The sequence below is a fragment of the Paenibacillus sp. FSL M7-1046 genome, assembly GCF_038007405.1.
Lineage (GTDB): Bacteria > Bacillota > Bacilli > Paenibacillales > Paenibacillaceae > Paenibacillus_AQ.
In genome coordinates this window covers 480,664-503,403 of record NZ_JBBOXB010000001.1, presented here as the reverse complement: position 1 = coordinate 503,403, position 22,740 = coordinate 480,664, and the positions used below count along the sequence as shown (strand labels likewise).

Annotated in this window: 13 protein-coding genes; 10 read left to right on the top strand and 3 right to left on the bottom strand. The window is 48.2% G+C overall.

Annotated features, from left to right (window positions below; all coding sequences use genetic code 11):
* The first annotated feature begins 1 nt into the window (after position 1).
* Positions 2–5,698 carry a non-ribosomal peptide synthetase gene (locus tag NYE29_RS01885; RefSeq protein WP_340894082.1) on the top strand — a complete coding sequence of 1,899 codons (5,697 nt, stop codon included), beginning with the start codon at positions 2–4 and terminating at the stop codon, positions 5,696–5,698.
* A gap of 260 nt (positions 5,699–5,958) precedes the next feature.
* Here the strand turns inward: NYE29_RS01885 and NYE29_RS01880 are convergent, their stop codons facing one another.
* Positions 5,959–6,771 (bottom strand): AraC family transcriptional regulator, encoded by an 813-nt coding sequence (locus tag NYE29_RS01880; protein WP_340894081.1) that lies wholly within the window; start codon positions 6,769–6,771, stop codon positions 5,959–5,961.
* 209 nt (positions 6,772–6,980) lie between these two features.
* Here NYE29_RS01880 and NYE29_RS01875 point away from each other — a divergent pair, with 209 nt between their 5' ends.
* The 9 genes from NYE29_RS01875 to NYE29_RS01835 all read left to right on the top strand — a co-directional run bounded on the left by NYE29_RS01875 (position 6,981) and on the right by NYE29_RS01835 (position 21,443).
* Positions 6,981–9,788 carry a sugar-binding domain-containing protein gene (locus tag NYE29_RS01875; protein WP_340894080.1) on the top strand — a complete coding sequence of 936 codons (2,808 nt, stop codon included), beginning with the start codon at positions 6,981–6,983 and terminating at the stop codon, positions 9,786–9,788.
* Positions 9,789–9,871: 83 nt separating this feature from the next.
* Entirely contained in the window at positions 9,872–10,699 is an 828-nt protein-coding gene (locus NYE29_RS01870) for a polysaccharide deacetylase family protein (protein ID WP_340894079.1), read from the top strand.
* Positions 10,700–10,951: 252 nt separating this feature from the next.
* On the top strand, positions 10,952–13,249 hold the full coding sequence (locus NYE29_RS01865) for an AraC family transcriptional regulator (RefSeq protein WP_340894078.1): 2,298 nt from the start codon (positions 10,952–10,954) through the stop codon (positions 13,247–13,249).
* 289 nt (positions 13,250–13,538) lie between these two features.
* Positions 13,539–14,492, top strand: a complete 954-nt coding sequence (locus NYE29_RS01860) for an ABC transporter permease (RefSeq protein WP_445322147.1) — start codon at positions 13,539–13,541, stop codon at positions 14,490–14,492.
* A gap of 9 nt (positions 14,493–14,501) precedes the next feature.
* Positions 14,502–15,401: a carbohydrate ABC transporter permease gene (locus NYE29_RS01855; protein ID WP_340894077.1), complete on the top strand. Its 900-nt coding sequence runs from the start codon at positions 14,502–14,504 to the stop codon at positions 15,399–15,401.
* Between the two features lie 30 nt (positions 15,402–15,431).
* Positions 15,432–17,093: an ABC transporter substrate-binding protein gene (locus NYE29_RS01850; RefSeq protein ID WP_340894075.1), complete on the top strand. Its 1,662-nt coding sequence runs from the start codon at positions 15,432–15,434 to the stop codon at positions 17,091–17,093.
* Positions 17,094–17,164: 71 nt separating this feature from the next.
* On the top strand, positions 17,165–18,202 hold the full coding sequence (locus tag NYE29_RS01845) for a glycoside hydrolase family 88/105 protein (protein WP_340894073.1): 1,038 nt from the start codon (positions 17,165–17,167) through the stop codon (positions 18,200–18,202).
* 120 nt (positions 18,203–18,322) lie between these two features.
* Entirely contained in the window at positions 18,323–20,101 is a 1,779-nt protein-coding gene (locus NYE29_RS01840; protein ID WP_340894072.1) for a rhamnogalacturonan acetylesterase, read from the top strand.
* A 4-nt stretch (positions 20,102–20,105) separates the two neighbouring features.
* A complete protein-coding gene (locus NYE29_RS01835) occupies positions 20,106–21,443 on the top strand; it encodes a glycoside hydrolase family 28 protein (RefSeq protein ID WP_340894071.1) in 1,338 nt (445 codons plus the stop codon).
* Positions 21,444–21,547: 104 nt separating this feature from the next.
* Here NYE29_RS01835 and NYE29_RS01830 read toward each other — a convergent pair whose 3' ends face one another.
* Together NYE29_RS01830 and NYE29_RS01825 are read right to left on the bottom strand one after the other, a co-directional pair.
* Complete coding sequence (locus NYE29_RS01830) at positions 21,548–21,745, bottom strand: hypothetical protein (protein ID WP_340894070.1); 198 nt, start codon at positions 21,743–21,745, stop codon at positions 21,548–21,550.
* Positions 21,746–22,055: 310 nt separating this feature from the next.
* Positions 22,056–22,667: an SGNH/GDSL hydrolase family protein gene (locus tag NYE29_RS01825; RefSeq protein WP_340894068.1), complete on the bottom strand. Its 612-nt coding sequence runs from the start codon at positions 22,665–22,667 to the stop codon at positions 22,056–22,058.
* Positions 22,668–22,740: the final 73 nt, after the last annotated feature.

Below are 22,740 nucleotides of genomic sequence, written 5' to 3'. Positions count from 1 at the left end.
GATGTCGCAACCATTGTCGTTGCAGGCGGCAGAACAGCTGGAACAGCTACGCCGGGACGGGGTTACCGTGTGGGAGGAACAGGGCGGTCTGCGCTTTCGCGCGCCCAAAGGGCAATTGACCGATATGCACAAGAATCTGCTCAGACAATATAAGTCGGAACTGCTTGAGGTATTGCGTGCCGAGGCCGCAGCGGCTTCGGCAGTTGAAGAAGAAGAGACGCTGGCAACAGCGGTTGCCCATGCAGGCCCGGCGTCGATCGCTGTGGATCAGTCGGCGCGATTTGAACCGTTTCCGCTCACTGATGTGCAGTCAGCCTACCTGCTTGGCCGCCAGCATTTGTTTGACTATGGCGGCGTAGCCTGCCATGTCTATTTGGAGGTGTGTTACCCGCAGCTTGATGGTAAACGGACAGAGGCGGTCTGGAACCAGCTGGTATCCCGCCATGACATGCTCAGGGCGACCATAGACGAAAACGGTCAGCAGCGCGTTAGCGAAAGTGTGGCGCTGCTAAAGGTGCCCTATACCGATATTGGCGCTTGGAAGGATAAGGACCTGTCGGCGAAACGGCTGGATTCCATTCGCCAGGACATGGGCCATCGCATTTACGATGCGGCCAAGTGGCCCTTGTTTGACCTGGCTGTGACCAACACGGGGGATGGCGCGATATTGCATGTTTCCATGGATTTTTTGATTGCCGATTGGATGAGTATTTGGCTGTTGCTGGCCGAGTTTGAGGCGATTTACAAGCAAGGTGATCATCATCCCGGAGCCGCAACAGCCCTTGGCGAAACGAAGATAGCGGAGGGCGGGGCAGAGGGAAGTTTGCCCGAACTTGAGCTGAGCTTCCGCGACTATGTGCTCGCCGAGCGTTCTTTGTGCGATACCCCGGCTTATGCGGGAGATCGTGCTTACTGGCTGGAGCGTGTGGGTGAGCTCCCGACTGCCCCCGACTTGCCGCTGGTTAAGCGGCAGGGAGATGAAAAAGAGGCCCGCTTCCGGCGCCGCCTTCTGAAGCTGGATGCGCAGGAGTGGGCGATGCTCAAGCGGCAGGCGCAGAAACAGGGGCTGACGCCGACTGCAGTCGTCATGACCGCCTATGCGGCCGTATTGAAGCGATGGAGCCGCAGCCGTTCGTTCTGTCTCAATTTGACAATGCTTAACCGGTTGCCGTTGCATCCGAAAATCCGGCACATTGTCGGTGATTTCACGTCGGTAAATCTGCTAGCGGTCGAATGGGGCGAAGGCAAGCCGTTTGTCGAACAGGCGAAAGCGCTGCAAAAGCAGCTGTTCGAGGATTTGGACCATCGCTTGTTCACCGGGGTCGAGGTGATGCGGGAAATGGCCCGCCGGCGGGGCAGGGAAGCCGCTTTGATGCCGATCGTGTTTACCAGCTCCATCGGTTTGGTTGAAAGCGGTGAAGAAGGGCGGCTTGAAGGCACAATCGGCGGCTATGGCATCAGCCAAACACCGCAGGTGTTCATTGATTGCCAAGCGATGGACAACCGCCACGGCTTGCAGGTCAATTGGGATGTGCGTGAGGGCGTGTTTCCGGATGGCATGATCGACGATATGTTTGACAGCTTCAGCAAGCTGCTGCAAGGGCTCGCTCATGGCGATTACCTCTTGTACGCCACCGAAGCGGTGGAACTGCCGCAGTGGCAGCTTGAGGAACGGCGGCAAGTGAACACCGTGCAGTACCCTTTGCCGGAGCGGCAGCTGCATGAGGCGGTGCTGGCGCAGGCCCGGACGGCGCCTGGCCGCATTGCGGTAATTGACGGCGGGGAATCGGCAACATACCGGGAACTGGCAGAACGCGCGGCGGCGGCGGCGCGGCGGTTGAAGTCATCCGGATGCGTTGCAGGAGAGCATGTGGCGATCGTGATGGACAAAAGCATTCATCAGGCCGCGGCGGTGCTCGGTGTGATGCTGGCAGGCGCCGTCTATGTGCCGCTGGATATGAAGCAGCCGGAGCTGCGCCGCCGGGCAATGCTGGAGCAGGCGGGCATCCGCTTCATTCTGACGCACTCGCAAATGAATTTGCGATGGCCGGAGGGCGTATCCGCCATTGAGGTTGACCGGTTGACGCCGCATCCGGAAGTGACGCTGTCTGGTGAGGGGGACAGATGCCTTGATCCTGATCTGCCTGCTTATGTCATTTATACATCAGGTTCCACCGGGGAACCAAAGGGGGTCGTCGTCAGCCACCGCGCCGCCGCCAACACGATAACGGACATCAATCGCCGCTTTGCAATCGGCGAGAACGACCGTGTGCTTGCTCTGGCGCAGCTCGGCTTCGACTTGTCCGTCTTCGACCTGTTTGGACCGTTGTCCGTTGGGGGAACTCTCGTGTATCCGCCGGATGACGGCTTGGCTGATCCGTCGCAGTGGGCGCAATGCATGGCGCGGCACGACGTTACGATTTGGAATTCCGCACCGGCTCCGATGCAGATGATGATGGGCTATTTACAGTCCGAGCCGGGCATCCGGCTGCCAAAGCTGCGCTTGGCGCTGCTGTCCGGCGACTGGATTCCGCTTTCGTTGCCGGATAATATGCTGCTGCGTCTGCCTTCCGTGCAGACGGTTGCTCTTGGAGGTGCAACAGAGGCGGCGATCTGGTCGAACTGCCATGTGTACCAAGGGCTTCAGCCGGGATGGGAAAGTATTCCCTACGGCAAACCGCTGGCGAATCAAAGCTTCCGGGTGCTTGACGAGCAAATGCGAGACTGCCCGGTATGGACGCCAGGTGAGCTGTATATCGGCGGTCGCGGCTTGGCCGAGGGGTATTTGGGTGATTGTGAAAAAACGGCAAGCCGCTTCATTTTCCATCCTGAGGACGGGCAGCGCCTCTATCGCACCGGCGATTTGGGGCGCTACATGCCCGGCGGCGAGTTGGAGTTTCTTGGGCGCGAGGACCATCAGGTCAAAATCAGAGGACACCGGATCGAGCTTGGCGAGATCGAAGCCGTGTTGCTCAAGCATCCTGCTGTGGCTGCGGCCGCCGTCGTTGTTGACGGAGCGGGAGAGGACAAAGCGCTGCTCGCTGTCGTCGAGCCGGCAAGGGAGCAAGCGGTGAACTTAAAAGCAAATCAAGAATCCTTTGCCAAGCTGACGAGTGGCATCGCCAGCGTGGCGGATTCCGCCGCCCCGGATCGAGCCGAGCTGGAGGCAGCGGTGGAGAAGCTGGATCAAGCCGTGTACGGCTCTATGCTGCGGGCGCTGCATACGCTGGGCCTGTTTGCCGGCGGGGAACCGGCGGATCTGGAAGCGTGGCTGCAGCGGGCCGGCATCGCTCCCGCGCATCATTGGCTTGTGAGGCGTTGGGCAGCGCGGCTGACGGACGCCGGGCTGCTCGCCGTTCATGGCGAACGGCAGTACACCTGCCCGCGGGGGCCGGAGCCGGACCGGCTGGCCGAGCAGTGGCAGCAGGCGGAAGCGGCTTGGACAGGCAAGCTGAGCTCGGCGGGCTTCGTTGCTTATGTGCGGAGCAGCGCGGACCGGCTTCCGGAACTGCTGCTTGGTACGCAGGACCCGGTTGAGCTGCTGTTCCCGGAAGGGCGCGATGATTTTGTCCGCTCCCTGTATGTTGACCATCTGATGGCCGGCTATCTCAATCGCGGCATCAGCAGCTTGCTGAAGCGGATTGCCGGGAAACATACGGGTCGTAAGCTGCGGGTGCTGGAGATCGGCGCCGGAACGGGCGCGACAACGGAGCATGCGCTCGCCGCCCTTGATGGCGTCGAGGCGGAGTATACGTTCACCGATGTTTCATCCTTTTTTATCCCGGGCGCCAAAGCGCGTTTCGGAAGCCGGGCGGGCCTGCGCTTCGGTCTGCTAGACATCGACCAGGACTGCCGCGGGCAAGGTTTTGCTCCTAACAGCTTCGATGTTGTGCTTGCGGCCGGTGTGCTGGAGAACGCCAAGGATATTCCGGCCAGCATGCTCCGGGTGTCGGAGCTGATCTGTCCCGGCGGCTGGTTTATTTTCACCGAGCCGACTGGTGAGCACGCCTGGATTTTGGCCTCGCAGGCCTTTATGATGATGGAGCCGGGGGACAAGCTACGCGGGCATTCGTCCTATCTGGAGCGCGGCGAGTGGCTGCACCTGCTGAGAGAGTACGGCGACGAAGGGGTGCTGGTGCTGCCCGGGGAGGGAGATCGCCTTGAAGCGCTTGGCTTCCATTTGTATGCGAGGCGCTTCAAGCAGCACAGAGCTGCCGTGACGGCAGCGGAGCTGAACGATTTTCTGGCTCAGCGGCTCCCGGCGGCAATGCTGCCGTCCCACTTACAAATTGCCGATGCACTCCCGCTTACAGCGAACGGCAAGGTGGACCGCCGCGAGCTGGCGGCCTGGCGGCCCAAGCCGGCCGCAGAGCACGTTGTAGCGGAAGCCGAAGTGCAGGGCGCAGATGAGCTGGAGGCACAGCTTTCCGCACTCTGGGCGGATGCGCTCGGCGTGCCCGCCATTGGCAGAACGCAAAGCTTCTATACGTTCGGGGCCGATTCGCTTATTATGGCCCAGGTGGCAGGCAAGCTTCGCGATGCTTTGGCTGCGGGCGGCCGGCATGCGGCCATCCCGTTTGACACGCTCCTTCGGCAAATGCTCAATCATCCGACGATTGTGGCACTTGTGGCGTTTATCCGCGAGCGCAGCCTGGAGGCGGAGTGGCTGCCGAGTAATGCGCTGACGGGGCCTAGCCGTGAAGCGGGTTACTCCGGGCAAGCCGAGACGAGTACTGCCGCCGGAACGGGCCGGGGCAGCAACGCGGTGCTGACGCCATACGGAGGCGGGGAAGACGGACCGCTGCGCGTTGTTTTCCATGCCGGGCTTGGGACAATGAACTGCTTCCGTTTCCTGCTTGAGCATATGAAGGCGCAGGAGGCTGGACCGATTATCGGCATAACAGTTGCGGATACGGAGCAATTTTGCGCGCATGAGCCCTCAGAGCTCATCGAACAGATTGCCGAAGATTATGCTGCGCAGTTGATAGATACGGGGCATCGGGAGATGCAGCTCGTCGGTTACTGCCTCGGCGGGCTGATTGCGGTAGAGGTAGCGCGGCGTCTGGTGGAAAAAGGTGTGCGCGTAGCCGATCTTGTGCTGATCGACAGCCATCCTGTGCGGTTTGCCATTGATGATGAGCTTGTTATTGAATCGCTGTTTGTACCGAATATGAATATTTCATTTACCGGAGTGGGCTTTGGCGATGTTCATCCGGAGGAGCTTACGCGCGGGCTGCTCCATATTTATGAGCATAACAACAGGACGATACCGGAGGGCTCCGCTTGCAGTCTTGGCGGAGACGATGGGCTGGAGCGGACCGGACGGCTGTTCCGCACGTTGTCCGCGCTCAGCCTGAGAGAACGGTTCGCCGCTTATGTCGATGCTGTGGCACGGACGACCGGAGAGCGGATGCCGGCCGAAATGGCCGAGGGGCTGTTCAGGCTTTACCGCCAGAGTTTCAAGGCCGCGCAATTTACTCCGCCGCCTTATGTCGGGGATATCCGGTTTTTGCTGGCCAAGGAGCCGTTCACTTTTTTGCCGGGCACCGGGCAAATGACGCTCGATTTTTGGCAGGAACTGTGTATTGGCGATTTCGAGGTTACGGAGATAGAAGGCAATCATTTCAGCTGCATCGAGGAGGAACCGCATGCAGCTGAGCTGGCGAAGCTTATTCTGGCGCCGTTTTTTAAGAATTAGAGAGTGGTAAGGTAGAGTTGAAGGGAGCCAATTAGTTGAACAGCTTAGAAATGTGAGATGCCTTTTGTATTATTAGATCAGCCATAACGCTCTGGCTGATCTTTTAGTGCGCCCAGCATGGGCGCTATCTATAAGATTTGAGCCCCGAATATTGAAGGCGGTATTTAACATAATAAGAACGGTTGATGAGTGATAGAGTGGGGGATTTCACAACAGGTTAATCGGTCTGCAATGTATTGAAGAAAACGAGAAGCTAATCATTACTCAAATTTTGACGGGGGAACATTGTAGTATTTTTTAAAAGCCTTCGAAAACGTAAATGGATCAGGATATCCTAGAAGGTTAGATATTTCTTGAACCGTATATTTCTTTGAGTATAGATACTCTCTTGCCCGATTCATTTTAATTTGGTAGATATATTGTCCTGGAGTAATGCCCAAAGCTTTCTTGAAATATGAAATGAAGTATTTTTCGGAAATGCCTACGAGTGCTGCAAGTTCATTCATTTTAATTGATTTTTGCAGATTGTCATTAATGTAATTGAATACCGGTTTTAAGACATCCAGATTCGTTGTGGGTTTTCTGAATTTTTTCTCGTTCAGAAATTGGCCAATATACTGGCCTTGTCCGTAGAGTTCAATGATTTTCGCAATAACGGCCATTAAGCAAGATTTCAAATATAAACGATTGCCTGGTAAGCTGGTTAGCAGCTTTAATTGATAAAAGGCGTTTCCCAACCTAATAAATTCTTCTTGAATCATATCTTTCGATATGACTCCCGAGAGTGGGAAATCGTTAAGAATGCGTTGCTGTTTGCCGATCTCAAAATCGAAATGGATGTATATAAATCGGCATCCCATATCGCTGGTTGATGCTCTGTAGGGAACACCAGGATACAAGAAGATAACGTCTCCTGGATTTGCAGTATGTATAACACCGTCGATCGTAATGTTAACGATACCGGATTGAATGAACCAAAGGTCATAATCGATATGAGCTTTGTGCTCGATCCAATTTCCCTCGTGGGAAGGCTCAAAATAGGATTTCATGCGAAGTGAGATATACTCTGACAATTCATTTAGTATGACCATGTCTATAGTATTCGTAACTATCACTCATTTCTTAACCGTAGGGCATTCTAAGTCTTGGTTCAGTATGTTATTGAATTTCCTTCTTATATATTATCATACTATTTGACATGTATTTCATACTATCCAATATTCTACTTTTCAACCCTCCTTCTATAATTAGAACTATACAAACTCACTGGAGGGTGAAGCATTTGAGTGGAATTAGGAAAACAATACAATTAGATGGAGAATGGGATTTTGCATATCAAGAGCAGGCCCCTGACATGAGTCGGATTGAATTTCCGTCAGATAAAGAGTACGAAGTTAAAATGCCAGTTCCGGGTTACTGGGATGATTACACGGAGCGACTAAGATATGCTGAATTTTGGTCAAGAGACTGTAAATTCAATCCGGAGTACAGACCGATTGGGACATTCCCATTGGGAGCAGCAAAGCCCCCGGATGCATCGCTTCCCTTTTTAGTAGGTGCTGGCTGGTACAAGAAGCAATTCAAGGCAGATAAAGATTGGAATAAGCAATCCGTTACGCTGCACGTCGGCGGGGTAACGCTGGAGGCGTGGGCTTGGTTGAATGGTCACTTTATTGGTTATCATTTGGGTCATTTGACTGAGTTTGAATTTAATCTAGATGAAGCTCTATTGTCTGGAGGATCAAACGAATTGATTATTGCGGTAGCCAATACAAGAACGGACCGGATCGGATGTAGTATTAGAGGATATATGGGCAAAAGTGCAGGGATTACACGTTCGGTCTATTTGCAGGTTACCGGAAAATCGAGAATTAAGGATTGCTATATCAGGACAAACGCTGCACGAACTGAGCTTGTCTGGGAGGTCGGGATTTCACACAACACGGAGGAAAAACCCGTCAGTATGTACTGGGAAATTGCAGATCCGTTAACCGGACAGATCGTTGCAAAAGGTTCTACCCAAGCTCAGTATCCCCAGACTCAATGGACGACGCAAGTGTACGGACTGGAAGAATGGTCGGATCGTCATCCAAGGTTATATCAGTTGAGGTTCACCCTGCATAATGGCGACTGCGTCCTGGATCAGCATGAGCAATCTTTCGGGTTAAGATATATGGAAGCGCATGAACGAAAGATGTTATTAAATGGGGATCCAGTGCTGCTTCGCGGATTAACCGACCATGCATATTTTCCAGAGACCTGTACGGTCCCGACATCTCAAGCCTTTTATATGGATACCTTTAAAATTCTAAAACGGCTCGGTTTCAATTGGATTCGATTCCATACCTGGACGCCGCAAGAGGAATGTCTGGTTGCTGCGGACGAGTTGGGAATGATGCTTCAAGTAGAAGCGCCGAACGGCTTTCAAGAGTGTGACTGGCTTGATATTTTGGCTGCTTGCCGGAAACATCCTTCCGTTGTTGTTTACTGCTGCGGCAATGAGGTTGCATTGGATGAGCCCATGCTTGCTCATTTGGAGCATATGGGACAACACTGCAAGCGTCTTGCACCGGATTGCCTGTTTAATCCGATGGAAGGACTTCGTGCTGTTGAGTATGACCTTGACGAGAATCTTCCGGGCTACGTTCAGGAGCCGTATCCTCATAACGCAGCCAGGCTGAGCCGGTTGGATACTTTCAGTGATGTGTATGCGCCTCATGGTTCGATTTATAGCTACCACTCTCTGGCAACGGATGATGGCCTGATGGAGCAAAGACTATCGATATTGAATAAGCCTTGTTTGATGCATGAGGTGGGGATTAACGACAGTTATCTCAACCTAGATCTTGAACACCGCTATGTAGGTACACGCACCGGTCCAGGCCTCTTCTCCGCTGCGCGTGCTTATCTAAATGAAATGGGACTGCTTAAAAACGCTCCAATTTATTATAAAAACTCATGCAAATGGATGCACCAAATTGTTAAATACAGCATTGAGCAGGCACGCCGCAGTGACTATGTATCAGGATACGATCTTTTAGGAGCAATAGACTGCCATTGGCACCGGACAGGTTATGCCGTTGGTTTGCTTAATGAGTTTTATGAGTTAAAGGCAGGCATTACCGAGCAAGATGTGATTCATTATAACGGAGAAAGTGTGCTCCTTACCGACGGTGGTACACATAGAAATTTAAGCAGTGGTGAAAGACTGACGGTTAGGATGTCAGTTTCATTATATGGTGGCTGCGACATGGAACAGGGGACCCTGCACTGGCAGCTGGTCGATGACCGACAGGTGGTATACTCCCGCGGAGTGAAGGAAGTAAATAAGGTCTGCAATGGAAAGGTGACGTACCTAGATTCTCTAGAAGTGGACGTCCCTCACCGTATGACAGCTGAGCACCTGACACTTCAGGCGCGATTGTCGGGAGGCATATATGAGATTACAAACCAATGGGATTATTGGGTGTTTCCCGACCTTACGCTCCCTAGCTTATCCGACCCCGGCCAGACAAACAAAATAAAGATTGTGAGAGAACTGGATCCCGATCTCTTAAGCTACATGGTTGATGGAGGAAGAGTACTGCTGTTAGGAGGGGGACCGTTTCCTACATTGGCCACCACCTATCAAATTATGTCGGGAGGCCGGGTTCAAGGGAATAATGCGACAGTTATTTACGAGCATCCGATAATGAGCGCATTCCCGAATGAAGGATATTGCGACTGGCAGTTTTTTTCTATGATTGAAGGAGCAAGTACTGTCGTTTTTAACGATTTGGACATTCCGTTCGAGCCCATTGTAGAAGTTGTCAGCAGCTATAAAATGATACGCAAGCAGGCAAGTTTGTTTGAATTACGTATTCGAAAAGGTGGATTGCTCGTCTGTACATTGAATCTTGAACCATCCGATCCTGGAGCCAACTATCTCAAACAACAGATGTTAACGTACCTTGAATCAGATGGTTTTTCACCCAAGACTTCGATAACTCCCGAACAACTAGTTAAAAGGTTAAATTCATCGCGAAAATTTCACGTCGATTTTTCCACTGATGAAGGATACGACAACGGTGGACATGTAAATCAGTTGTAGAAAGGAGGATATCGAGTTGGATAAAACTATCTTGTATTAGACAGGTATGATCGAAATTAATAATCAGCTGAGGAGGCAGTGGAATGCCAAAGATATATATGGCTTTTCCGGAAGGTAAACATAAGGTGCTGACTATGAGCTACGATGATGGCAGAGAATTCGACAGGCGGCTGATCTCTATATTTAACCATTACAGAATCAAGGGGACATTTCATCTTAACTCAGGATTACTTGGTGAGGGGGACCGGATCTCCGGGGAAGAAGCGGCAGAGTTATACCTGGGACATGAAATTTCCGCTCATACAGTTACGCACCCTACGATAGCCAGATGTCCAAAGGAGCTGGTAGTCCGGGAGGTTCTGGAAGACCGTGAACGGCTGGAAGCTTTAACTTGTTATACTGTGCGCGGAATGTCCTATCCCAACGGATCCTACAGCCGGGAGATCAAGGAGATGCTACCGCATCTGGGCATTGAATATGCCAGAGTGGTTCCAAGCACCGGACAGTTCACTATGCCGGAGGATCTCTTCGAATGGAAGCCGACTTGTCATCACAAGGAGAATCTGCTGGAGCTTGGGCGGAAATTCCTCTCGCTTAACAAGCAGCAGTATCTATACATGATGTACGTTTGGGGCCATAGCTACGAGTTCGAACAGGATGATAACTGGGAAGTAATCGAAGAGTTCTGCAGGCTGGCCGGTGGAAGGGAGGATATCTGGTATGCCACCAACATGGAGATTGTCGACTATCTAAGCGCATACCGGCAGCTTAAGTTTGCTGCCTCGGGCCAATTTGTCTGGAACCCGGGAGCAGCATCGGTATGGCTCAGTGTAGATAGCAGAACTGTTGAAGTGAAGGGAGAAAGTCAGGTATTTTTTGATAATAAAGGGGATGGCGGCGGGATAAAGTAACGGTTCAGATCCGCAAACTTCTATAACGGTTAAAGTGAAGTAGTCTGCTTGACGCAGGCTGCTTTTTTATTCTTCTTTTATCTGCGGCAAGCTCGAATTTTACAAGTGATGCTATCTCTTTTTCTATTCATGCCTGAATTTCATCATGATACTATCTTTTTGTTATACAATAATGCTCAAAGATGTAAGCGCCATTAAAAATGGTTTGGAGTTAAGATAATTACTGTGATTTTATGAAAAGGAGTGGAATACATGAAGCGAGTGCCGATCATTCTTCAGATGTCACTGATTTTGTTCTGTGTGATGGCTGTTCCAATCACCATACTTACCTGGTATAGCGATAAAGAGATTTTGCACAATTCAGAGAATGTAATTGCAGAATCTTCACTAGCAGAACTAAACGCGAACAGGAGGCTGAATGAGACAGCACTGAAAAATTTGTCACAAGTTGTAGCGGGTCTTAACGTAACTAAGGTATTTGATCTAATTCGTTATTTCGAAACTTATAATGAATTGAATGCCAATTACGATAATGTAAGCAATGCACTTGTTGTCCAGCATGAGCTTCTAAGCCTGAATCAGAAAACGGCAGGGGTCTATTCTTCCTATTTCTATCTTAAAGATTCCGATTATGTGATTTCAACGGATAAGGGCATTACTCCACTTGAACACTATGAATCCATCGACTGGATGGAGGACGCTCTTGCCAGAAGGAAAGGGATTGGCGGAGTATGGTATCCCCGGAAGTTGAATTCAGGAAACACCGTAGTATCCTATGTGCTCCCACTTAACCGCCTGTCGACACCTACACGTGGAATAATTGTGGTCAACCTCCAGGAAAGTCATATCGCTGATCACTTCACCTCTTCAGGAGGAGGTAAGCAGGGGTCTTTTTTAATGGAGGCTGACGGCACGATTATATCTCATACGGATAAGAGTCTGCTGCTGACTGATGGTGAACAGCAGCCTTTTATTGGAGAGATTGTACAGAATGACGCTAAAGAGGGCTACACCTTTCATGATGCAGGCGGTGAACGGTTAATGTACACCTGGTCAAGATCAGAACAGCTCGGGTGGTGGAATGTAAATATTTATTCAATGGATGATCTAATGACAAAGGCGCATATGCTGCAACGAAGCATAATTTTGCTTACAGTCATAATTATTTTTATAGGTGCCGTGTTAACTTTTTTAATTGCGAATTGGTTTTCCAGACCGGTACGTGAGTTGGCGAGAACAGTACGTACACGAAGTAACATCGGAGTATCAAATAGAAATGAGCTGGTCTTCCTGGATACGGCTTTTAAGAGAATGCAAAAGGAAGAGGAAGAGCTTTTTAACCTGCTGAAGGAGCGGGAAGTCGATACCCGTAGTCTTGCAGTTCACAACCTGTTACGCGGAGAAGTCACCAAACAGATTTATGAACTGTTTCCATTGCCCTATCTTAGTGTTGTCATTGTCTCCATTGATCAGTACAGAGAGTATATCAGCCAGACCAATCCAGAGGCACGGAGCTATCATCGCTACGTATTTATCTCTCAATGCGATACTCTATTCCCGGATATGGTCCATCTGCGGACAGTCTATCAGGGGGAAGGCTGTTTTGTCATTGTGATAAATGACAGCTGTGATGATTTCAACCACAGCCTTACAGAGCTTAGGGCATCACTGAGTGCAATCCAGGAGAGTGCCATAGAGGTCTTTGGACATACAGTAACCCTCGGGGTCAGCAGCCGAGGAGAATTTGGCTCCGGGGTCTTAAACCAGGTCGGTGAAGCGATGGAAGTCATTAAAAAGAGGATGACCGAAGGCAGCGGTTGCATCTTTTTCTGGGCAAAAGAAGCTGATGAGGATAATAAATACATGTATCCTACCAATAGCGAAAGACGGATCGTTAACTATCTGACAACGGGGGATGTTCCAAGTATTTTGAAGGAGCTGCAGGTCATCAGGCAAGAGATTCAATCAACAGAGTACATCTCTTACGACAATATATTGTTCATCTATAACCAGTTAATAGGTTTAACGATTAAATATCTTAGAGAGAACAACATCAATACGGCACGTATATTTGCTGGCCGGAGGGACATTTACAGTGCGATCGCCTCCATAGATACTCTTGATGAAATGGAGGACTATTTAAACGGATTTTTTACAGAAATCGGCCGGTATCTCACTCATTTTTGTGCTCAGGACAGTTATGGTGAACGAATCATTGGATATCTTCAGGAACATTTCTGTGAAGACATTGTTTTTCAGGATTTAGCCAGAGAGATTGGCATCAGCTATTCTTATATGCGCAAAATTGTCTATGAGTTGACAGGGAAAACGTTGATTGATTACACCAATCTGCTGCGCATCGAGAAGGCTAAGGAGATTCTGTGGGAGGAGCCCCGTCTAACCATGACCCAAGTTGCAGAGCAGGTAGGCTATTATAATGTGCAAAGCTTGAATCGCTTTTTTCGAAAGTATGAAGGAATGTCTCCAGGCAGTTATAAAGCATTTAAGCATGCAAAGAGCGCAGACCTGAGCCAAGAAAAAGAGGAATGAAAACGTTCACTTTTGTTTTTTTGACTCAGAATTGCCTCCTTTCATTTGAATAATCAGTTATAGGCGTCCTAATGCTCAAAAATGAACGTCTAAACGAATACTCAGGATTTACGGTCTGTGAAAGGCAGGGATATGATGATTGCGACAAGCCGAAACCCGATTCTGAAACAGCAGCGGTGGCTGGAGTTAAGAAACTCTAAGGAAAATCAGATGTCATTAACTGGAGGTGAGTATGATAATCAAATGACGTCAGGGTAAGCTGAACGTCTACAGTTAAGGAGGCAAAAAGGTGAAAGTTGAAAGCGCTACAAAAAAGAAAAGTCCGGGTTTAAAATCACAACATAGCATTGCTAATAGCCTGCGGCAGGATTGGCAGCTATATCTGATTCTGGTCATTCCATTGTGCTTTGTTATCCTCTTTAAATATGCTCCATTGACCGGTTTGATACTCGCCTTTAAGGACTATAAGATTGCGCAAGGTTTCTGGGGTAGTGATTGGGTTGGTTTTGAGATATTCCGTGAAATTTTCTCAAAACCCGATTTTGCCCGTGCGCTCCGCAATACAGTAATGCTGAATCTGCTCGATCTTGTTTTCAGCTTTACAATGCCCATTATTCTTGCACTAATGCTTAATGAGATCAAAAATGTAAAATTCAAACGAGTGAATCAGACATTGCTGTATCTGCCTCACTTTCTCTCCTGGGTTATTATCGGTGCGATAGCCTACCAGCTTCTTGGAGAAGGAAGCGGTGCAATTAATAATGCGATTTCTGGCTTAGGAGGAAATAGAATTCCATTTCTGCAGGAGGATACTCACTGGTTGTTCAGCTATCTGTTTATAGGTGTCTGGCATAGCATGGGGTGGGGAACTATTCTATATCTTGCAGCAATCAGCGGAATTAATCCGGAATTGTACGAGGCGGCTATTGTTGATGGAGCAGGACGGTTTCGCAAAATGTGGAACATCACAATTCCCTCGATCCGGTTTACCATTATCACCTTGCTTATTATGAACCTAGGTAAAGTAATGGAGGGCTCATTCGAGCGAATATATTCCCTTCAGAATAAAGCCACAACGGAGTTCACTACGACAATACCGGTACTGGTGTATCGCTGGGGGATAGAAAGCGGCAACTTTAGCCGCGCCACGGCACTCGGGTTATTTCAGGCAATCATTGGGCTGACAATGGTACTACTGGCTGATCGTGTTGCCAAAAAGCTCGGTGAAGACGGAATATTTTAGGAGGGCAACATGGAATCATTTAACGGCGGATTGGCCGTACACTCTAAAAAGCAGATTGATATCTGGGGGATTTTAATCGGATTTGCACTTATTGTCTTTTCTCTAATCTGTTTGCTGCCTTTTGTACATGTAGTCGCAAAATCGTTCAGCCAAGATGCGTATGTTATAGCCAACAAGGTTTTCTTGTGGCCCCTGGGGTTCAATACAGAAGCTTATAAGAAAATATTTGCCGATCAAAGCATTCTCAGATCCTTCTATATTTCAGTAACTATAACTGTGCTGTTCACACTTATTGGGATGGTTATTACCATTTTGGCAGCATACGCCCTATCACGTCCGCAGTTGAGATGGCGCGCGGTACTTACAATGATATTTACATTCCCGTTGTTTTTCCATGGGGGAATCATTCCCGAATATATGATGATCAATAACCTGGGGATGCTGGACACCGTATGGTCACTCATTTTGCCGCTGGCGTTCAGTTCGTTTAACCTGATTATTATGAAAAGTGCACTCAAGAACACTATTCCTATAAGTCTCGAGGAGTCAGCCCGAATTGACGGTGCCGGACACTTCCGGATACTGTGGAGCATTGTGCTCCCCTTATCCAAACCGATTATTGCGACGCTGTCCCTATTCTATGCCGTGGGTCGATGGAATTCCTATCAGGATGCTTTGTTCTATATTAAGCAGAATACGGATTTACGGCCCTTACAGCTTAAGTTATATTACCTGATTATCCAGGCGAGTGAAAGCTTCCAACTGGAAGCTACGCAGGTGTCATTGAGCAACCCTGAAATCCTGAAGGCCTCGTGCGTGGTGTTCGCCACCCTGCCCATTCTCTGTGTGTATCCGTTTATCCAGAAATATTTTGTTCAAGGTTCTATGCTGGGAGCGATCAAGGAGTAAATCAAGCAAATTATCGTAGGGGGAATTTGAATGAATCTAAAGAAAGTATCTCTTGTTGTACTTGCGTTAATGATGGTAAGCAGTCTCTTGGCTGCCTGTTCGAACAACAACAGCTCAAAAAGCAGTAACTCAGGCACTAAAGAATCGGCTGCTCCTACAAATTCAGAAAGCAAAACAAACAGTGCTGCAGAAGGAGAATATGCTGATTATTCCAAAGGGTTCAGCGAGAAGGTCACCCTTGAGCTTCCTGTCTATGAGCGTGCCTTCGAAGGTTGGAATGTGACCGATAATTATTATACACGTTGGATTCAGAAGGAATTCGGTGACAAATATAATATTAATGTAAAATTTGTTCCGATTACACGCAAAGGTGAAGTAACAGATTACGAGCAGCTGCTGGCTTCCCACAATGCTCCAGATATAATTTTTCACTATGATATGCCTCAGGCTCTGGCCTACTATAGTGAAGATGTCATGCAAGAGTTGGATCTTAATGAAATCGCTTACTATGCTCCGGCTTACTGGAACAATATGCAAGATACCATCAAGCAGTATGGCCAAGTCGATGGCAAGAATACCTTCTTCTTCGCAGCCCGTCCGGATGCAGATAATTCTGTGCTTCTAATCCGCAAAGACTGGGTGGAGAAGGTTGGAATGAAAGTGGAGGATATCACCTCCATGGAGAAATACAATGAATTACTTATGAAATGGAAAGAAGCCGGTATCGGAACAGGAGCTGAGGGCCTGAAGCAAAACAACTATAACTTTAACTATAACTTCCGGGATTGGCCGATTATTAAAGAAGAACGAGCTCTTTACTCCGATCTGGGAGTTGCGGATCTGACGACTCCTGCTACAGAACGGTATTTGCGCAATCTGAATTACCAATACAACAACGGTTTGATTGATAAAGAGTTCTATCTGCGTGGTGATGCGGAAAAGACCAAAGCACAGTTTGTAGCCGGAAATACGGGCACTTTCAATCTTTATTTAACCAACAATACAGATGTCATTGAGGCAACGCTGAAAAATGATCCGAAGGCTGATTTTGCCGTATTGCCTCGTGCGTCATTGGTACCAGAAGGCTATAAACCGCAGGCACGGGCCTATTGGCCGTTTGGTCTTATTATGGGAATTAACTATGATTCCACGGATCTGGAGCGCATTGCCGTGTGGATGTATTTAGACTGGCTAAGCCAGCCGGAGAACCTGTTCTTTATGCAGAACGGTGTTGAAGGCCAGAATTATACGCTGGATACTGAGGGAATCCCTGTTGTCAATTCGGATTTCAAGGGAGACTCTGTACTGGCTCAAAATAACAACAAGGACTATTGGGCGCTTATTACTGAGATGGTACAGTATGACGACCCAGAAACAACGCGCAAAGCCTATATTCGTCAGTGGGCGCCTCCAGGCTACGAGTATCTGGCTGAGGATATGCTCGAAAATTATGCAGAGACTGCCGAGTACCGTACACCGGATGCGCTGTTCAGTGTTGTGCTGGAAAAAGTGAATGAGTATAAGACAGACCTGAACACACTTTTCCAAGAGCTGTATATCAAGTGTGCTCTTGCTCCAGAAGATCAGTTCGACGCTGTCTATGAGGCTGCTAAGAAAACATATCTGGATGCAGGCTACCAGGAAATTCTGGATGAGAAGCAGCAAGCAATTGATACAGGACTATTCAATTAGAAATCTATAAATGAGGACCAGTAGAACCTCACCTTTCAGGAGGGTTTTGCTAAAAGGAGGATTACACCGTTTTGAAATTAGAAACGACAGATGTGAATCTCAAGAAGGTTGTAGACAGCGTGGTTGATTACACGCTTGGCATGGATATGACCTGGAACTGGCCTTGCGGAGTTGCCTACTATGGAGTCAGTCGCGCATTTGAAGTGACAGGAGAGCAGCGTTATCTTGAACGAATGGCTGACTGGTGTGACGAATATTCTATGGCGGGACTCCCGGCGCAATGGACAGTCAACACTTGTGCCATGGGTCATATGCTGCTAACTCTGTATGAACAGACCAAGGAACAGAAGTTTCTTGATCTTATCGTAAGCAAGCTGGACTTTTTGGATAACAAGGCTTTGCGTTTCGCAGACCGGGTGTTCCAGCATACTGTATCAGAAAAAAATGATTTTCCGGAACAGGCGTGGGCAGACACTCTCTTTATGGCAGCATATTTTGAATTGCGTGCAGGTGTGCTGCTTGGAGAGAAGAAGCTGATTGAAGATGCACTTCATCAATTCTTCTGGCATATCAACTATTTGCAGGATGAAGGCACCAGCCTGTGGTATCACGGATACAATCATATTATGCAGGACCATATGTCTGGTATTTACTGGGCACGCGCCAACGCCTGGGCGGCCTATACGATGTCTAGAGTAAACAAGGTTTTGCCAGAATCCTACCTGTATCCACCGTATATGCATATTTCCAGCTCACTGCGTGACCAGTTAGCTGCCGTCAAAAAGCTCCAGAAACCTGATGGACTCTGGGGTACAGTACTCGATTACCCTGGAGCCTACGGTGAGGTATCAGCTACAGCGGGGATTGCTGCGGCAATGGTTATGCAGGGAAATCCTTTGCATTATCAATATGTTAACCGGTCATTGCAAGGTTTGTTAGATAATATTGCTGATAACGGGCGTGTACTGAATGTATCAGGCGGTACAGCTGTTATGAATGATCTTTCCGGCTATCTGAATATTGACAGGAAGTGGGCACAAGGATGGGGGCAAGGATTGGCGCTTGCCTTTTTGTCCGCTGTCATTGAAAAAACGGACATAAATAAGTAGAACATTGACAGGGCCATCACTAGACAAATGATTATTAAGTTATAAATGACGCCACTCCCCTAAAGGAAGAAGGCGTCATTTATAGTGATTAGCCCAAAAGATTTAAGAGGAGGCAGGAACATGTATTCAAGGACGTATACGTTCTCTGGACATCTCAGTGACAGAATGATTCAATTACCAGCTGAATATATGTTTCAGGAAGAAGCTGGTAGCGGATTCATTCCATATATTGAGCCAGTTGGTAAAGGAAAGGACAGATTTAAAGGGTATGCAGGCTGGTACCCTAACCCGGAAGTAGAACAAGCAAGAGAACAAATCGAACTGCTTCAGACAGAATATGGGGTTGAACTGCATGAGGAGGGGTGGCCTCTGCGTTTCAGAGCGGTCGTTCCAGAACCGGGAATATACTCAGTGAAGATCCAGATTGCTGGAGGAGAAGAAGGAATATCAAAGCTGAATCTGTACTCTGGTCGCCGTAATCTGGTCAGACGTGATATTCAGATTGCTCACGGAGAGATCTTCACTTATCAATACAGGGTACATCTTTGCGATTATATACCGGTTGTCGGACAGCCACCACGAGATGACTTGTCTGTTTATATCACAGCTACAGGCACTATAGCCCGTATAAGTGAAATCATAATCGAGAAATCCGAGGCTCCGACGTTATTTCTGGGCGGAGATTCTATTGTGGCGGATTATGTCACCCAGTATCCCTACAATCCGCTTACATCAGGTGGATCATGGGGGCAGCATCTGCTTCAATATTTTAATAGGGCCGCAATCGACAATCAGGCGCATGGCGGAATGACGACGAACTGTTTCCGGGATGATGGCCATTGGGAGATTGTCAGCCAGTGTATCCGTCCAGGAGATGTCTTCATGTTTCAATTCGGCCACAATGATCAAAAAAGAAGAGGACTAGCCGCCTTTACTGGATATTCTGCAAGTTTACGCTGGTATGTCCACCAAGTAAGAAGCAAGGGCGCAACTCCTTTGATTGTTACATCTCTTAGCCGAATTCCCGGACAGGATGATCAAGGCTGGTATGATCTGCTTGAAGATCATGCTGAAGCCTGCCGTAGAGTAGGAAGGGAGTGGCAGGTACCTGTTATTGATCTGCATGAGTACAGCTTCCGGTTATTCTGCCAGATGGGAAGGAACAACCTTAAAGGGTACTTTAAAGATCAGGCACATACAAATGATTATGGTGCTATGCTGATGGCAGAATTTATTGCCTCAGAGATCAAACGTCAGAAAATTGAGCCTCTATGCAGGTATATGAATGGATTCAGCCCGTTGCCCTGGGTACCAGATGAGTCCTTAAGGCCTCCTGAACAGCTGTCACCTCTTGAGCAGCCCGAACTGCCTATCCTTCCTACAGATTTGCCTGAGCTGCCTTATGCAGACTGTATAGGCATCAAGGAGCTGGATGGATTAAAGGAAGCATTGGCTAATGGATTACTTGATCCAACACTGAAATATTTTCATCCCTATGCCGAGATGCCAAGGGGACAATTCGCCTTTGTATTTCTTAAAGCGGCGCCTTACCCTAAGCGGCCTTATCAGGGCCGGTATTGTGATCTGTACAAATATGAGTTTGATGCCCCCAATATACAAGCCTTGATTGACGGAGGGCTTATCGATGAGCGGACTACTCCCGGGGAACGGTTCAGACCTGACGATGCACTGACTGGTGAAGAATTACTTAGCTTTATCATCCGTCATCTTTACAGAGAAGATGGCCGGAATTACAGTCTTGAAGATTGCGAGATGCAGGCACGGAGTATAGGTCTAATATGGGAGGGTTACGGGCCCTCTAAGAAGGTCAACCGGGCAGATTGCGTAACTGCCTTGGTGCAAATGATCAAGCTATACAAAATTGGAAGGGAGAATTAAAACAATGCTAAAAAATAATTTTTATGGAACCCCTTTTGAAATGGAAGAAATACTGGAACCGTGTTTTCCGGGGCAATATTTCCGTGCTGAGGATTACCGGCTCTCTGCTAAGGGGCAATCTGATGATTATCAAGCAATTCAAAGGGCGGTTGATGCTTGTTCCGCTCAAGGAGGCGGTACAGTAATTGTATCCCGGGGAGACTGGAAATCAGGTCCAATCCATTTAAGAAGTCATGTTCACCTGTCACTTGAGAAGGATACCGTTATCCATTTCAGCGATATCTTCACCGACTATCTTCCGGCAGTTTTTACGAGATGGGAAGGTATGGAATGCTACAATTATTCTCCGCTGATCTACGCCATTGATTGTGTGAATATTGCGGTTACAGGTGAAGGCACGCTGAACGGAAGCGGAGAAGCCTGGTGGCATTGGAAGCAGCTGCAGCAGACCGCAGCAGATAAGCTGTGCTATGCCGAGAGAGACGGAATCCCTGTACAGGAGAGAGTATATGGTACGGAGGAGGCTGCATTAAGACCCTCTTTCATTCAACCTGTCAACTGCCGGAATGTGCTAATTGAAGGAGTTTCCATTCATAACGGCCCTCAATGGACTGTACATCCGGTGTATTGCGAGAATGTGATTATCCGCGGGATTGATATTGTCAGCTGTGGCCCCAATACCGATGGGCTTAACCCTGACTCTTGCAGAAATGTGCTGATTGAGGATTGCAGCTTTGAGACTGGGGATGACTGCATCGCGATCAATTCCGGCATGAATGAGGATGGCTGGCGGGTGAATAAGCCTTGCGAGAATATTGTAATCAGGAACTGCGTGATGAAGGAAGGTCATGGAGGATTAGTCATCGGCAGTGGCATGTCCGGGGGAGTGAGGAATATTTATGCGACGCATTGCCAGATTGGCGGGGGAGATCGGGGCATTCGTCTGAAGTCAATGCGTGGCAGGGGCGGCTTCGTTGAAAATGTCTGGTTTGAACATATAGACATTAGCGACGTAAGGGAAGAGGCAGTACAGATCAATATGTACTATCCCTATAGTACGGTAGTTCCCAAAACGGCTACACCTTCAGATTTCAAAAACATAACAATCAAACATATTACGGGAACAGGTGCCAAGATCGCAGTAGAAATTAGAGGGTTACCTGAACACCGACTAAAGGATATCTGCCTTGAGAATATCAAACTAAGTGCTGAAACGGCAATAGTCTGCACCGACGTGGAAACTATAGAACTCCGGGAAATCGATATCCATGCAAACGTCAATAAGAGTACGGAATTTGTGAATATCAATAGCTTGAAGGTTCAAGGGTTTTCAGTGAAGTAATCTAATAACCACAAGAGATGTGACGTAGATTTCATTACGGACGAGGGATACTTGGAGGCCTAAGTAATTAGGTCTCCTTACCATTTGTTAGTAAGAAGGATATTTTAGCAGCAAACTGAGGGGGGATATCGCTTTGAATAAAAAGCTTGTCCCATCCCCAGCACATCCGCAAGAATCTGCTTCTGATCACGAATCACCTGGCCCATAAGCCGGACCTTGGCGTCCACCTTCTCACCTTCGGACAAGGACATATCCTCATTAATGGCCTGGGTCTTGAATCCGCTATCCTTAATCCCGCGCATGCCCATGCTGGAATTAAGGATGGTTTCTATGGATTGGACTTGAAATGACTGAATAAAGCCAGATCAGCCTTTGACTGTAACTGGTTGCCAATGTCATCAATTGAGCGGAAAAATGTGACTCATAAAGGAGGATTGACATGTCAGATAACGTCATATCCTCCCGCAAAAAACTGCGAAGGGGTGTATTATGGCAGCCGGGACAACGACAAGTTCGATGGATATGGATCAATTCATTGACAGCGTGACTGCAATATACGACTACATCAAAGCAAAGAGGCCTTGAGGTACTCTTTCAACTTTACGCCAATATCTAAATCCTGTTATCCAGGAATCCGGCAATAAACGCTGCCTGCATACGTTGAACATCCTGGTTAAAATGCACATGATCGATGTATGCTTCGTCACCAAACACTTTAGTAAACGAATATAGGTCGAGGATGGAAATCCCGCCGGCAGCCATAATTTCATCGGCGATGGCGTTGTAAGCCTCCACATCCTCATGGTAGCGGTGAAAAGAGATGGTGGATCTTGAATTATGAATGGACTCTATTGCGTCCGTGGTCCTGACCCAAATCGGCACTGTTGCTATTTTCTTAACTAATTCAGAAATATTTTCTATATTATATTTATATTGGGGAGTAGGTACCTGTTTTTGTCCCGTAAGAGGATCGGTTTTGATATCATGCAAGCCACAATTAATGAGCAGCACATCATACTTCACCCCATTTTTCTGTTCCGAGAGGAGGTAATCCAGTACCATTCCACTATCTCCTCCATTAGATCCTACAGCTTTGTCTAGATCAGCCAAAGCTTGATCTTCTCCCCGTTTCCGGTCATAAAAAAAGCGCGCTCCGACCATTACTTTTAAGTAGGGGCCATACTTGATGGAAATGCTATCTCCCACAACAAAGAGTTTTCTCATGTAATCACGTCTCCTTAGACATATCTTATCGATCAGATAAAAACATAAATTACCATATGCAAACATGAAGGCC

Excerpts from the sequence above, each read along its gene's own strand:
- NYE29_RS01885 (WP_340894082.1), top strand. The coding sequence starts at position 2 with ATGTCGCAACCATTGTCGTTGCAGGCGGCAGAACAGCTGGAACAGCTA.
- NYE29_RS01870 (WP_340894079.1), top strand. The coding sequence starts at position 9,872 with ATGCCAAAGATATATATGGCTTTTCCGGAAGGTAAACATAAGGTGCTG.
- NYE29_RS01865 (WP_340894078.1), top strand. The coding sequence starts at position 10,952 with ATGAAGCGAGTGCCGATCATTCTTCAGATGTCACTGATTTTGTTCTGT.
- NYE29_RS01855 (WP_340894077.1), top strand. The coding sequence starts at position 14,502 with ATGGAATCATTTAACGGCGGATTGGCCGTACACTCTAAAAAGCAGATT.
- NYE29_RS01850 (WP_340894075.1), top strand. The coding sequence starts at position 15,432 with ATGAATCTAAAGAAAGTATCTCTTGTTGTACTTGCGTTAATGATGGTA.
- NYE29_RS01840 (WP_340894072.1), top strand. The coding sequence starts at position 18,323 with ATGTATTCAAGGACGTATACGTTCTCTGGACATCTCAGTGACAGAATG.
- NYE29_RS01835 (WP_340894071.1), top strand. The coding sequence starts at position 20,106 with ATGCTAAAAAATAATTTTTATGGAACCCCTTTTGAAATGGAAGAAATA.
- NYE29_RS01830 (WP_340894070.1), bottom strand. The coding sequence starts at position 21,745 with ATGCGCGGGATTAAGGATAGCGGATTCAAGACCCAGGCCATTAATGAG.
- NYE29_RS01825 (WP_340894068.1), bottom strand. The coding sequence starts at position 22,667 with ATGAGAAAACTCTTTGTTGTGGGAGATAGCATTTCCATCAAGTATGGC.